Genomic DNA, 12771 nt, shown 5'->3' on the forward strand with positions numbered 1-12771 from the left:
TCAGCGGCTGACGCTCGCGTCGTAGAACAGCGGACGGCCGTACAGGTCGTACTCGATGCCCTCCACGCCCTTCGCGGATCCGGTGATCAGTGAAGACACGTACAGCGGCACGATGGCTACGTGGTCGGCGTTCCACTGCTGCAGCTCGGTGTAGATCTTCGCGCGCTCGGCGGTGTCGGAGGTCGAGAGACCCTGCTCGAGCAGCTCGTCCACGGCGGGGTCGCTCACCTGCGAGGCGTTCTGGAAGCCGTCGGTCCCCAGGTGGCTGCGCAGCAGATCGGCGTCGACGCCCGAGAAGTCCCAGTCGGTGATGTCGTAGGTCTTGGGGCCGTACTGCTCGTTGTAGGCGGCGGGCTCGAGCTTCTCGCGCACGATCTCGAAGCCGACGTCCTTGAGGTCGGACTGGATGGCGTTGCCGAGCGCAGTGCGTTCGTCGGAGATCGGGGTCCAGGCGATCCAGCGTGCTGAGAGGCGCTCGCCGTCCTTCACCCGGATGCCGTCGTCGTCGCGCTCCGTCCAGCCGGCGTCGTCGAGGAGGGAGTTCGCCTTGTCGGCGTCGAATGCCCAGGTGCCCTCGAGCGACTCGTCGTAACCAGGGGTGGTCGGACCGAGGATGCTCCAGGCACGGGGGAACTCGCCGAAGAAGATCTCGTCGACCGCGGCATCGATGTCGATCGCCAGCGAGAAGGCCTGGCGCACCTTCTGATCGGCGAAGACGCCGTGCTTCTCGTTCAGGAACAGCGAGTACGGCAGGCCGGGGTACTCCTTGGCCGTCACGGTGATGTCATCGCCGAGGTCGGCGACGACGTTCGGCGGCAGCTGGGTGGCGACGTCGGCCTCGCCCGACGAGAGCACGCCGGCGCGGACGGATGCCTCGGGCAGCAGCTCGACGCGCAGCGTCTTGATCTTGGGCGCCTCGGCCCCGTCCGGCCCCCAGGCGTAGTCGTCATTGCGGGTGTAGACGATCTCCTGGTCGGCGGTGTACTCGCTGAGCACGAACGGCCCCGTGCCGACCGTGACATCGGGGCCGCCCGCGGCGAGCTGATCGGCGGAGCCCTCGAGCACCTTGGGCGACCAGAAGCCGAGCTGTGCGGTGCTCGCGGCCTGCAGGAAGGGGGCGTACGGCTGGGTGAAACTGACCTCGACCGTGTGCTCGCCGACGACCTCGGTGCCCGCGTACAGCTCTCCGCCGAGCATGCTGGCGGCCTGCGCGGACTTCGTGGCGGGGTCGACGATGCGGTCGAAGTTCGCCTTCACTGCGGCGGCGTCGAACGCCGTGCCGTCGGAGAAGGTGACGTCGTCACGCAGCTCGAACGTGTATGTGAGACCGTCGTCCGACACCTTCCAGCTCTTGGCGAGCCACGGCGAGAACGAGCCGTCGGCCTCCTGGAAGACGAGCGAGTCGAGCACCTGGCGCTGCACCATGCCCGAGACGTCGAGCTGGCTGGTCTGCGGGTCCATGTGCCCCGCGGAGAGGTTCGCCCCTTCGATCGCCCAGACGAGTTCGGCGTCGGCGGTGGCGCCGTCGTCGGCGGGTCCTGCGCAGGCGCTGAGCAGGAGGGCGGATGCTGTGGCCAGCGCAGCGAGGGGCAGGAGGCGGCGCACGGGGAAGGAAGGCATTCGGGAACCTCGATGGGTGCGGGAAAGGGGGAACGCTCCATCCTACCGATGGTTGTTGTACTCGGTCGATCTACGAGTCCGACCGCGGCGACCGATAGACTCGCGGGACAACCCACACTCAGGCACGCTCACACAGTGCCGCACACATCGCTCGAGGAGACCTCCATGTCCAGCATCCCTGACAAGCCCGCACTCGAAGGCCTCGAGACGAAGTGGGGAGAGCGGTGGTCGGCCCAGGGCACCTTCCTCTTCGACCGCGCCCGCGCGGTGGCATCCGGTCGCGGCAGCGTCTACTCGATCGACACTCCCCCACCCACTGCGTCCGGCAGCCTGCACATCGGCCACGTGTTCTCGTACACGCACACCGACATCAAGGCGCGCTTCGAGCGCATGCGCGGACGCAACGTGTTCTACCCGATGGGGTGGGACGACAACGGTCTGCCGACCGAGCGCCGCGTGCAGAACTACTACGGCGTGCGCTGCGATCCGTCGCTCCCCTACGACCCCGACTTCACCCCGCCGTTCGAGGGCGGCGACAACAAGTCGTCGCGCGCCGCCGACCAGCAGCCGATCAGCCGCCGCAACTTCATCGAGCTCTGCGAGAAGCTGACCGTCGAGGACGAGAAGCAGTTCGAGGCGCTCTTCCGCCAGCTCGGCCTGAGCGTCGACTGGACTCAGACCTACCGGACGATCTCCGACGACACGATCCGGCAGAGCCAGCTCGCATTCCTGCGCGGCCTCGAGCGCGGGGAGGCCTACCAGTCGCTGGCGCCCACCCTGTGGGACATCGACTTCCGCTCGGCGATCGCGCAGGCCGAGCTCGAAGACCGCGACCAGCAGGCCGCGTACCACCGCGTCGCCTTCCACAAGACCGACGGGTCCGGTGACATCCACATCGAGACGACCCGCCCCGAGCTGCTCCCGGCCTGTGTCGCACTCGTGGCCCACCCCGACGACGAGCGCTACCAGCCGTACTTCGGCAAGACGGTGCGCACGCCGATCTTCGACGTCGAGGTGCCGGTGCTGGCGCACCACCTCGCGCAGCCCGACAAGGGCTCGGGAATCGCGATGATCTGCACCTTCGGCGACGTCACCGACATCATCTGGTGGCGCGAGCTCGACCTGCCCAACCGCACCATCCTCGGCAAGGACGGCCGCGTGCTCGCCGAGGCCCCCGAGGCCATCGTCTCCGATGCGGGCAGGACCGCCTACGCCGAGCTCGCAGGCAAGACCGTCTTCAGCGCCCGCAAGAGCATGGTCGAGCAGCTGCAGGCGTCGGGCGACCTGCTCGAGGTCGGCAAGCCCTTCAATCACGCCGTGAAGTTCTTCGAGAAGGGCGACCGCCCTCTCGAGATCGTCTCGACGCGTCAGTGGTACATCCGCAACGGCGCACGCGACCCGCAGCTGCGCGAGCAGCTGCTCGACAACGGCCGTACGCTGAACTGGCACCCCGACTTCATGCGCGTGCGCTATGAGAACTGGGTCGGCGGCCTCACCGGCGACTGGCTCATCTCGCGTCAGCGCTTCTTCGGCGTCCCCATCCCCGTCTGGTACGCGCTCGACGAGAACGGCGAGCGCGATTACGACCGCGTGCTGACCCCCTCGCTCGAGAGCCTGCCTATCGATCCGACGACCGATCTGCCCGAGGGGTACACCGAAGAGCAGCGCGGAGTGCCCGGTGGCTTCGACGCCGAGCAGGACATCTTCGACACCTGGGCGACCTCGTCGCTCACTCCTCAGCTGGCCGGCGGCTGGCAGCGTGACGAGGAGCTGTGGAACACGGTCGCTCCGTTCGACCTGCGCCCCCAGGGCCAGGACATCATCCGCACCTGGCTGTTCTCGACCATGCTTCGCTCGACGCTCGAGGACCAGCGGTCGCCGTGGCGCAACGCCGCGATCTCCGGCTTCATCGTCGACCCCGACCGCAAGAAGATGTCGAAGTCGAAGGGCAACGTCGTCACGCCGGCCGACATCCTCGACAAGCACGGCTCGGACGCGGTGCGCTACTGGTCGGCATCCAGCCGCCTCGGCATGGACGCCGCTTTCGACCCCCAGAACCCCACGCAGGTGAAGATCGGCCGTCGCCTGGCGATCAAGATCCTGAACGCGGCGAAGTTCGTGCTGTCGTTCCCGGTGCCCGAGGGCGCGCAGGTCACGCACGCCCTCGATGCCTCGATGCTCACGGCTCTCGACCAGGTCGTGCGCGACGCGACGAAGGCCTACGAGAACTACGACCAGGCGAAGGCTCTGGAAGTCACCGAGGCGTTCTTCTGGACGTTCTGCGACGACTACCTCGAGCTGGTCAAGGAGCGCGCCTACGATCAGAGCGACGTGGGCCAGGCCTCGGCCGCGCTCGCTCTGCGCCTGGCACTGTCGACGCTGCTGCGGCTGCTCGCCCCGATCGTGTCGTTCGCGACCGAGGAGGCATGGTCGTGGTTCGAGGAGGGCTCCATCCACACCGCCGCCTGGCCCGAGCCGCTCGGCATCGAGGGCGACCCTGCGGTGCTGACGACCGCCAGCGAGGCGCTGATCGGCATCCGCCGCGCCAAGACCGAGGCGAAGGCATCGCAGAAGACTCCTGTTGCGACCGCCACGATCGCGGCACCCGCGACGAAGGTCGAGGCGCTTCGCGCCGCTGCCGACGACCTGCGGGCCGTGGGCCGCATCGCCGAGCTGACCTTCGCAGAGGCCGACGAGCTCGCCGTCATCGCGATCGAGCTGGCACCGGTGGAGAGCTGATGCAGCTGGGCACCCGCTGGGCGACGGGATCCGAGCCGCCCGCATCGGTCCCCTCCGACCTGCGCCCGGCGATCACCGAGGTCGAGGCCCGGGGTCTCACCGGACATTGGACGCTCACCTGGCTCGAAGGCCGTCCGATCGCCGAGCTGGATGCCGGGTGGGAGGTTCTGCTCACGGCATCCGGCGAGGTCGTCGCGCGCCCCTTCGAGGACTGACGGCACTTCCCCTTCCGCCAAGGCCCCCGCTTCCTGCGAGGAAGTGGGGGCCTTCGTTCGTCGGGCCGGTGTTCAGCGACCCGAGAGACCGACCATCGCCAGAAGGTGGTCGACCTCATGGGGGTCGGCGCGGCGGGTCTGCTGATCCTGCAGCAGCCCCAGCCCGATCTCTCGGCGCTCGGCGCGAGCGGCCACGCGGCGCTCGACGTGGCGGGTGAGCGCTGCGGCCAGCTGCTGGAGCAGACGCTCGAACGGCGTGGGTGATGCGAGACGAAGAGTCGCGGTGGTCATGGTCACTCCTCATTCATGGTGCCGCGGCTGTTCGCCGCGGGAAGATCGAAGACCTCGGCGCGCAGAGACACGCGCCGAGTGCCGGGCAGCGCCTCCTGCCCGCGATAGCGCTCGACCGCCGCGTCGACCACGGCGGTGAGTTCATTCTTGAGCTCGGCCATCTGCTCAGGGGTGATGTCGAGCATCGTCGTCATGACCAGGCCCGCGTCCTTCCAGCCCTCTGGCTGCTCGGACTCCGGACGGTTGATGTACTCCATCAGGGTCTGATGACGAAGACGAAGGAACTCGGTCGTCACGATCTGCGCCGCGGCGCGGTTCGACGGCGACATCGTCTCGGCGGGACCCGGCATGTTGATCCGTCCCTTGGGTCGCTCCCACCAGCGCTCCCGTGCGGTCCCCCGGTCGGGAACCTCACGGATGAGATCGTGTGCGGCGAGGGCGCGCAGGTGATAGCTGGTCGCTCCGGAGGTCTCTCCGATCAGTGCGGCGAGCGTGCTCGCCGTCTGGGGTCCGCGTTCGCTCAGCAGATCGTAGATCCGGACGCGCAACGGGTGCGCAAGGGCTTTCAGCGCACCGGCGTCGAGAGTGCGGATCTGCTCGTTGCTCTTCATGTATGCAAAGATACCCTTGCAAAGGGGCCTTTGCAACGGTTTCTTTGCACGTTCGCCGCGTCAGCTCACGGCAGTGCGCGCGGCGACGAACGCAGCCACGCAGCGCTCGACCTGCTCGCTCGTGTGCGCCGCCGAGAGCTGCACACGGATGCGCGCCTTGCCGCGCGGCACGACAGGGAAGCTGAACGCGGTGACGTACACGCCCTGGCGCTGCATCTCATCGGCGATGCGCGCGGTGAGCGCCGCGTCGCCGAACATGACCGGCACGATCGGGTGCTCGCCCGGGAGCAGGTCGAAGCCCTCCTCGGTCATACGGCGGCGGAACAGCTCGGCGTTCTCGGTCAGTCGCGCACGCAGGTCGGCCGAACCCTCGACGAGGTCGAGCGCGGTGAGGGTGCCCGCCACGATCGAGGGCGCGAGCGTGTTCGAGAAGAGGTACGGCCGCGAGCGCTGGCGCAGCAGAGCGACGATGTCGCGGTGTGCGGCGACGTAGCCGCCCGATGCTCCACCGAGGGCCTTGCCGAAGGTGCCGGTGTAGATGTCGACGCGCTCCGAGACACCGCAGAACTCGGGGGTGCCGCGTCCGTTCTCGCCGACGAAGCCCACCGCATGCGAGTCGTCGACGAAGACGAGCGCGTCGTAGCGCTCGGCGAGGTCGCAGATCTCACGCAGCGGGGCGATGTAGCCGTCCATCGAGAAGACGCCGTCGGTGACGATGACACGGAATCGGGCATCCGACGCAGCCGTGAGCTGCTCTTCCAGATCGGCCATGTCGCGGTTCCGGTAGCGCAGGCGGCGCGCCTTCGACAGCCGGATGCCGTCGATGATCGACGCGTGGTTCAGCTCGTCGGAGATGATCGCGTCGTCCGCCGAGAACAGCGTCTCGAAGACCCCGCCGTTCGCGTCGAAGCATGAGGAGTACAGGATCGCGTCATCGGTGCCGAGGAAGGTGGCGAGACGCCGCTCGAGCTCGAGATGCTGCTCCTGCGTGCCGCAGATGAATCGCACGCTCGCGAGACCATAGCCCCACTCATCTAGAGCGCCCTTCGCGGCCGCGAGGATGCGCTCGTCGTCAGCGAGACCCAGATAGTTGTTCGCGCAGAAGTTCAGCACCTCGGTGCCTCCGGTGACGATCTGCGCCTTCTGCGGGCCTGTGATCCCCCGTTCGCGCTTCGTGAGCCCCGCTTCTTCGATGCCGGCGAGCTCGGACTGCAGGTGGTCCTTGAATGTCGTGTACATGGCTGCTCCTTGCAGTCGTTCTTACAGCTCGGTCCAGTCGAGGATGATCTTGCCCGTGCCGGCCGACTCGGCGGCGGCGAAGCCGCGTTCCCAGTCGCGTGCGGGGATCACGTCGGCGATCACGCGGGTGATCGACTCGCGCAGCGTGGCGCTGGTCTGCAGCATCGCGCCCATCGCGTTCCAGGTCTCGAACATCTCACGGCCGTAGATGCCCTTGATCGTGAGCATGTGGGTGACGAGCTTTCCCCAGTCGATGTCGAACCCCGAACTCGGAAGCCCCAGCATGGCGATCTGACCGCCGTGGTTCATGTTGTCGATCATCGCCGGCAGGGCCGCGGGGGCACCGCTCATCTCGAAGCCGATGTCGAACCCCTCGCGCATGCCGAGCGCGCGCTGCGCGTCGCGGATGTCCTGCTGCGAGACGTCGACCACCGCGTCGGCGCCCATCTGCTTCGCCATCTCGAGGCGAGGCGCGCTGACGTCGGTGGCCACGATGAAACGCGCACCGGCGTGCCGGGCGACCGCGATCGACATGAGGCCGATGGGGCCGCACCCGGTGATCAGCACGTCCTCGCCGATCACCCGGTACATCAGGGCCGTGTGCACGGCGTTGCCGAGCGGGTCGAAGATGGCACCGAGCTCGGGCGTCACGTCGTCGTGGTGCACCCAGACGTTTGTCGCGGGCAGCGAGAGGTACTCGGCGAAGGCGCCGTCGCGCTGGAGGCCAAGGCCGATGGTGCGGATGCACATCTGGCGGCGTCCGGCACGGCAGTTGCGGCAGGTGCCGCAGACGATGTGCCCTTCGCCCGAGACCCGGTCGCCGACCGAGATGTCGTGCACGAGCGGACCGACCTCCACGACCTCGCCGTAGAACTCGTGCCCCGGGATCAACGGCGCCTCGATCGCAGACGCCGCCCAGTCGTCCCAGCGGTGGATGTGCAGGTCAGTGCCGCAGATGCCGGTGCGCAGCACGCGGATGACGACCTCGCCCGTGCCGGCGACGGGGTCCGGACGATCTACGAGCTCGAAGCCCGCGCGCGGACCGCTCTTGAACAGTGCCTTCATGCTTCGATCTCACCGCATCGAACCGTGTAGAACAACGCCTTCTTCCTGCACGGTCGATTAAGCAGATCTGAAAGTATGATCGGACTGTGGAACTCCATCAGCTCCAGATCCTGCGCGAGCTCGGTGCCCTCGGCAGCCTCACCGCCGTCGCCGATGCGCTGCGGGTCACGCCGTCCGCCGTGTCGCAGCAGCTCGCCGCGCTGCAGCGCGGTGTGCGCACTCCCCTCACCCGGAGGCAGGGGCGCACTCTCGTGCTGACGGCTGCTGGTCAGGTGCTCGCGGAAGCCGGTGGGGAGGCGCTGGATGCCATGGCCGCCGCACGCGGTGCGCTCGACGCGTTCGAACATGATGCGGCCGGCGTCGTCAGCGTGAGCGGCTTCCACAGCGCAGGCCAGGCGCTGTTCGGCGCGCTGCTGCGCGAGCTCTCAGACAGCGACGACGCTCCGACCGTTCAGCTCACCGATGAGGATGTCGCGCAGAGCGAGTTCCCGGCCCTCACCGCTCGCTACGACATCGTGCTCGCGCACCGGATGGAGCACTCGGAGCCCTGGCCATCGCAGGGCGTGCGCAGTCTCACCCTCGTGCGCGAGCCGCTCGACGTGGCGGTCGCCGCGTCGCACCCTCTCGCCACCCGCTCATCGGTCTCGCCTGCGGACATCGCCGGCGAGCGCTGGGTCACGAGCCGCATCGGATACTCCCCCGATGACGTCCTGAGAGCCGTCGCCGCGGTGGCGAACGTGGCCCCGCGTGTACAGCACCGCATCAACGACTACGGGGCGGTCGCCGCGGCCGTCGCCGCGAGCGACGTGATCGGCCTGCTCCCCCGCTTCACCTCACGCAGTGTCGATGACAGCGAGATCGTGCGCATCCCGCTGCTCGGCGTCAGCACGCACCGCCTGATCGACGTCCTCGCCCGCCCTGAGACGCTGCGCCGGCGAAGCGTGCGGCTCGTCGTCGACGGCCTGCAGCAGGTCATGACGCGCCTGAGCGGCTGACGCCCGCGCCATAGACTCGGCTCATGACCGAGGCCGTCAACCCGCTGCTGACCCGCTCGACGCTTCCGTACGAACTGCCCGACTATGCGGCCATTCGACCCGAGCACTACCTCCCTGCATTCCGGGCGGCCTTCGATGAGCACCTCGCCGAAGTCCGGACCATCACCGCGGTGCGATCCATGCCGACCTTCCAGAACACGATCGAGGCTCTGGAGCGCAGCGGCGAGCTGCTCGATCGCGTCGCGCACGCGTTCTACACGGTCAGCTCGGCAGATGCGTCGCCCGAGATCCAGGCGGTCGACGAGCAGCTCGCGCCCATGATGGCCGCTCATGACGATGCGATCCGCCTCGACGGAGCGCTGTACTGGCGCGTGTCGCAGGTGCACGATCAGCTCGATCGACTCGACCTGACGGCCGAGCACCGTTATCTGATCCGGCGCCATTTCCGCGAGATGACGCATGCGGGAGCGGCGCTCGACGACGACGCCAAAGCACGCCTGACCTCAGTGAATCAGCGTCTGTCGACGCTCAGCACGACGTTCGAGAAGAACCTGCTCGCCGACACGAACGATCTCGCCGTGGTCTTCGACGACGCCGCCGAGCTCGATGGCCTCTCCGCGGGCGAGCTCAGCGCGACCGCTCGCGCGGCGGCGGAGCGCGGTCTCGAGGGGAGATATCTGGTATCGCTGCCGCTGTTCAGCGGGCACCCCTATCTCGCATCCCTCACCCGGCGCGAGAGCCGTCGCCGCATCATGCAGGCCTCACTCGCCCGCGGCTCTCGGGGGAACGAGCACGACAACAGAGCCGTCCTCGCTGAGATCGTGTCTCTCCGCGCGGAGCGCGCCGAGCTGCTCGGCTACGACTCGCACGCCGCATACGTCACCGCTGACGAGACGGCCGGCACGCCGGATGCTGTCGAGCGCATGCTGCGAGAACTCGCCGTTCCCGCCGCTCGCAACGCGCGGCGCGAAGCAGCGGCGCTGCAGCAGATCATCGACGACACCGAGCTCGAGCCGTTCTCGCTCGAGGCCCACGACTGGGCGTTCTACACCGAGATGGTCCGTCGGGCGCGCTACGACATCGATTCCGCAGCCCTCCGGCCGTACTTCGAGGCCGAGCGGGTGCTGCGCGACGGCGTCTTCTTCGCCGCGACGAGGCTGTACGGGATCACCTTCACAGAGCGCACCGACCTGGTCTCGTACCACCCCGGAGCGCGGATCTTCGAGGTGCACGACGAGGACGGCTCGGCGGTCGGGCTGTACGTGCTCGATCTGTACACCCGCGACTCCAAGCGGGGCGGGGCGTGGATGAACTCGATCGTGAGCGAGTCGGCGCTGCGCGGCACCCTGCCGGTTGTGGCGAACAACCTCAACGTCTCGCAGCCGGCCGACGGAATGCCCACCCTGCTCACGCTCGATGAGGTGACCACGCTGTTCCATGAGTTCGGGCACGCTCTGCACGGACTGTTCGCCCGGGTGACGTATCCGCACTTCTCGGGCACGAACGCGTTCCGCGACTTCGTCGAGTTCCCGAGTCAGGTGAACGAGATGTGGATCCTGTGGGACGAGGTGCTGTCCAACTATGCGCGCCACCATGAGACGGGAGAGCCGCTCGACGCCGGTGTCATCGCCCGCCTCCGCGCGTCCGAGAAGTTCGATCAGGGTCACGCGACCAGCGAGTACCTCGCCGCGGCGTGGCTCGACCAGGCGTGGCATCGGATCGGCGCGGGCGTCGATCCTGGAGATGTCGCAGAGTTCGAGCACGGCGCTCTGGCCGACGTGGGACTGCTGAGCCCGGTCGTGCCGACCCGCTATTCATCGGCGTACTTCGCTCACATCTTCTCCGGCGGGTACAGTGCCGGCTACTACTCGTACATCTGGAGCGAGGTGCTCGACGCGGACACCGTGGAGTGGTTCCGGGAGAACGGCGGCCTGACCCGCGAGAACGGAGACCGCTTCCGCCGGCGCCTGCTCGGCGTGGGCGGGTCGAAGGATCCGCTCGAGGCCTACCGCGACTTCCGGGGTCGTGATGCCGAGATCGCTCCGCTGCTCGCGCGCCGAGGACTCGACGGCTGAGACGCCTGCGCTCAGGCGTGCCGCCGCGCCAGATGGTGCGTCGCCTTGTACCAGGTGAGCTGGTGATAGCTCTGCGTCAGGTGCTCGCCGAGCGATGACACGGGCATGGTTCGCACGGTGATGCGCTCGGTGTCGTCGAGACTCTGCTCCCCCGCGCGAACGCAGTCCAGAGCGAGGAAGTGGTGCACCTGATTGGTGTGGTTGCCGAAGTTCGCCCAGGTCGGTCCGAGGTCGATCACATCGGATGCCGTGAAGCCCGTCTCCTCACGCAGTTCGCGATGCGCAGCATCGATCGGGGACTCATCCGGCTCCACGGCGCCGCCGATCGTTCCGAGCGCGACGATGCCGGCGCCGTGCCGGTACTCCTCGACGACGATGGCATCGCCCCTGCCGTCCAGCGCGAGCACCGAGATCCAGTCGCCGGGCTCCAGCACGTAGTACGGCGCGATGCGCCGACCCTCGGCGTCTTCGCAGTCATCTGCTCGCAGCGAGATCCAGCGATCGGCCACGATGGTGCGCGTCGCGACCACCTGCCAGGGCTGAGGGCGGTCGTCTGTCATGCTGCTCAGGCGCTCTTGCGCTTGCGCGAGAGAACCACGGTGGGCGGAGCCCCTTCTTCGACGGCCGCCTTGGTGACGACGACCTTCGAGACGTCTTCGGCCGACGGGATCTCGAACATGATCGGGCCGAGCACGTCTTCGAGGATCGCGCGCAATCCGCGGGCGCCGGTCTTGCGGAGCACCGCGAGATCGGCGATCGAGCGCAGCGCGTCGTCTTCGAACTCGAGCTGCACGCCGTCGATCTCGAACATGCGCTGGTACTGCTTGACCAGAGCGTTGCGGGGTCCGGTGAGGATGTCGATCAGGGCATCCTGATCGAGGGGCGAGACCGAGGTGACGACCGGCAGACGGCCGATGAACTCGGGGATGAGGCCGAACTTGTGCAGGTCTTCGGGAAGAACCTCGCTGAACAGATCGAGGTCCTTGCCCTTGTCGTGCAGGGGAGCGCCGAAGCCGACGCCGTGCTTTCCGACGCGGGCCGAGATGATCTCCTCGAGGCCGGCGAAGGCGCCCGCCACGATGAACAGCACGTTGGTCGTGTCGATCTGCAGGAACTCCTGATGGGGGTGCTTGCGACCGCCCTGCGGTGGCACGGATGCCACGGTGCCCTCGAGGATCTTCAGCAGCGCCTGCTGCACGCCCTCACCCGACACGTCGCGAGTGATGGAGGGGTTCTCAGCCTTGCGCGCGATCTTGTCGATCTCGTCGATGTAGATGATGCCGGTCTCGGCACGCTTGGTGTCGTAATCGGCGGCCTGCAGCAGCTTGAGAAGGATGTTCTCGACGTCTTCGCCGACGTAGCCGGCTTCGGTCAGAGCCGTCGCGTCTGCGACGGCGAACGGCACATTGAGCCGCTTCGCGAGGGTCTGAGCGAGGTAGGTCTTGCCGCAGCCGGTGGGGCCCAGCATGAGGATGTTGCTCTTCGCGACCTCGACCTCTTCGGCCCGCTGCTCGGCCGACTGGATGGTGCCGCGGGCGCGCACGCGCTTGTAGTGGTTGTAGACGGCCACGGCGAGTGAGCGCTTCGCTGCGTCCTGACCCACGACGTACTCTTCGAGGAACGAGAAGATCTCACGAGGCTTGGGCAGCTCGAAGTCGGCGACCGGCCCGCTCCCCGCCTCCGCCATGCGCTCTTCGATGATCTCGTTGCACAGCTCGACGCACTCGTCGCAGATGTAGACGCCGGGGCCGGCGATCAGCTGCTGCACCTGCTTCTGGCTCTTTCCGCAGAAAGAGCATTTGAACAGATCAGCGCTTTCACCGATGCGTGCCATGCGCGTCCTCCTCGGGGCAATGAGAGATCGTCATTCGAGCGTAACCGCTGGCCCCGACACCGGGCCGCATTGACGGGCGCACGACAC

The 12771-nt window shown here is 67.8% G+C and carries 11 protein-coding genes; 4 read left to right on the top strand and 7 right to left on the bottom strand.

Features of this window, described 5'->3' with window-relative positions:
- Positions 1-1620 carry an ABC transporter substrate-binding protein gene (locus AB0N59_RS12790; protein WP_363483750.1) on the bottom strand — a complete coding sequence of 540 codons (1620 nt, stop codon included), beginning with the start codon at positions 1618-1620 and terminating at the stop codon, positions 1-3.
- A gap of 165 nt (positions 1621-1785) precedes the next feature.
- On the opposite strand from AB0N59_RS12790, the gene valS reads away from it, so the two are divergent.
- Together valS and AB0N59_RS12800 are read left to right on the top strand one after the other, a co-directional pair.
- Positions 1786-4359, top strand: a complete 2574-nt coding sequence (valS, locus tag AB0N59_RS12795; RefSeq protein ID WP_363483753.1) for a valine--tRNA ligase — start codon at positions 1786-1788, stop codon at positions 4357-4359.
- A complete protein-coding gene (locus AB0N59_RS12800) occupies positions 4359-4574 on the top strand; it encodes a hypothetical protein (RefSeq protein ID WP_363483756.1) in 216 nt (71 codons plus the stop codon). The genes valS and AB0N59_RS12800 overlap by 1 nt, the downstream gene beginning before the upstream one ends.
- A 72-nt stretch (positions 4575-4646) precedes the next feature.
- On the opposite strand, the gene AB0N59_RS12805 is transcribed toward AB0N59_RS12800, so the two are convergent.
- From AB0N59_RS12805 to tdh, 4 genes are read right to left on the bottom strand one after another with little or no spacing between them, the layout of a single operon-like run.
- Complete coding sequence (locus AB0N59_RS12805; RefSeq protein WP_363483759.1) at positions 4647-4865, bottom strand: hypothetical protein; 219 nt, start codon at positions 4863-4865, stop codon at positions 4647-4649.
- A 2-nt stretch (positions 4866-4867) separates the two neighbouring features.
- The gene (locus AB0N59_RS12810) at positions 4868-5476 is read right to left on the bottom strand and encodes a helix-turn-helix domain-containing protein (RefSeq protein WP_363483762.1); all 609 of its coding nucleotides are present in this window, start codon (positions 5474-5476) and stop codon (positions 4868-4870) included.
- Positions 5477-5536: 60 nt separating this feature from the next.
- Positions 5537-6715, bottom strand: coding sequence for a glycine C-acetyltransferase (locus AB0N59_RS12815; protein WP_363483765.1), 1179 nt, complete (start codon positions 6713-6715; stop codon positions 5537-5539).
- A gap of 21 nt (positions 6716-6736) precedes the next feature.
- Positions 6737-7780, bottom strand: a complete 1044-nt coding sequence (tdh, locus tag AB0N59_RS12820; protein WP_363483768.1) for an L-threonine 3-dehydrogenase — start codon at positions 7778-7780, stop codon at positions 6737-6739.
- Between the two features lie 86 nt (positions 7781-7866).
- Between tdh and AB0N59_RS12825 the strand changes: the two genes are divergently transcribed.
- Together AB0N59_RS12825 and AB0N59_RS12830 are read left to right on the top strand one after the other, a co-directional pair.
- Complete coding sequence (locus AB0N59_RS12825) at positions 7867-8775, top strand: LysR family transcriptional regulator (RefSeq protein WP_363483771.1); 909 nt, start codon at positions 7867-7869, stop codon at positions 8773-8775.
- A gap of 23 nt (positions 8776-8798) precedes the next feature.
- Positions 8799-10850, top strand: a complete 2052-nt coding sequence (locus tag AB0N59_RS12830) for a M3 family metallopeptidase (protein ID WP_363483774.1) — start codon at positions 8799-8801, stop codon at positions 10848-10850.
- A gap of 11 nt (positions 10851-10861) precedes the next feature.
- Here AB0N59_RS12830 and AB0N59_RS12835 read toward each other — a convergent pair whose 3' ends face one another.
- Positions 10862-11410 carry an NUDIX hydrolase gene (locus AB0N59_RS12835; RefSeq protein WP_363483777.1) on the bottom strand — a complete coding sequence of 183 codons (549 nt, stop codon included), beginning with the start codon at positions 11408-11410 and terminating at the stop codon, positions 10862-10864.
- Between the two features lie 5 nt (positions 11411-11415).
- A complete protein-coding gene (gene clpX / locus AB0N59_RS12840; protein ID WP_204973884.1) occupies positions 11416-12684 on the bottom strand; it encodes an ATP-dependent Clp protease ATP-binding subunit ClpX in 1269 nt (422 codons plus the stop codon).
- Between the last annotated feature and the right edge of the window lie 87 nt (positions 12685-12771).

Origin of the sequence: Microbacterium sp. NPDC089321 (assembly GCF_040684935.1) — a bacterium.
Taxonomy (GTDB): domain Bacteria; phylum Actinomycetota; class Actinomycetes; order Actinomycetales; family Microbacteriaceae; genus Microbacterium.

Coding starts and splice junctions, on each gene's coding strand:
- tdh (WP_363483768.1), bottom strand. CDS start 7,780: ATGAAGGCACTGTTCAAGAGCGGTCCGCGCGCGGGCTTCGAGCTCGTA.
- AB0N59_RS12835 (WP_363483777.1), bottom strand. CDS start 11,410: ATGACAGACGACCGCCCTCAGCCCTGGCAGGTGGTCGCGACGCGCACC.
- clpX (WP_204973884.1), bottom strand. CDS start 12,684: ATGGCACGCATCGGTGAAAGCGCTGATCTGTTCAAATGCTCTTTCTGC.
- valS (WP_363483753.1), top strand. CDS start 1,786: ATGTCCAGCATCCCTGACAAGCCCGCACTCGAAGGCCTCGAGACGAAG.
- AB0N59_RS12800 (WP_363483756.1), top strand. CDS start 4,359: ATGCAGCTGGGCACCCGCTGGGCGACGGGATCCGAGCCGCCCGCATCG.
- AB0N59_RS12790 (WP_363483750.1), bottom strand. CDS start 1,620: ATGCCTTCCTTCCCCGTGCGCCGCCTCCTGCCCCTCGCTGCGCTGGCC.
- AB0N59_RS12830 (WP_363483774.1), top strand. CDS start 8,799: ATGACCGAGGCCGTCAACCCGCTGCTGACCCGCTCGACGCTTCCGTAC.
- AB0N59_RS12815 (WP_363483765.1), bottom strand. CDS start 6,715: ATGTACACGACATTCAAGGACCACCTGCAGTCCGAGCTCGCCGGCATC.
- AB0N59_RS12805 (WP_363483759.1), bottom strand. CDS start 4,865: ATGACCACCGCGACTCTTCGTCTCGCATCACCCACGCCGTTCGAGCGT.
- AB0N59_RS12810 (WP_363483762.1), bottom strand. CDS start 5,476: ATGAAGAGCAACGAGCAGATCCGCACTCTCGACGCCGGTGCGCTGAAA.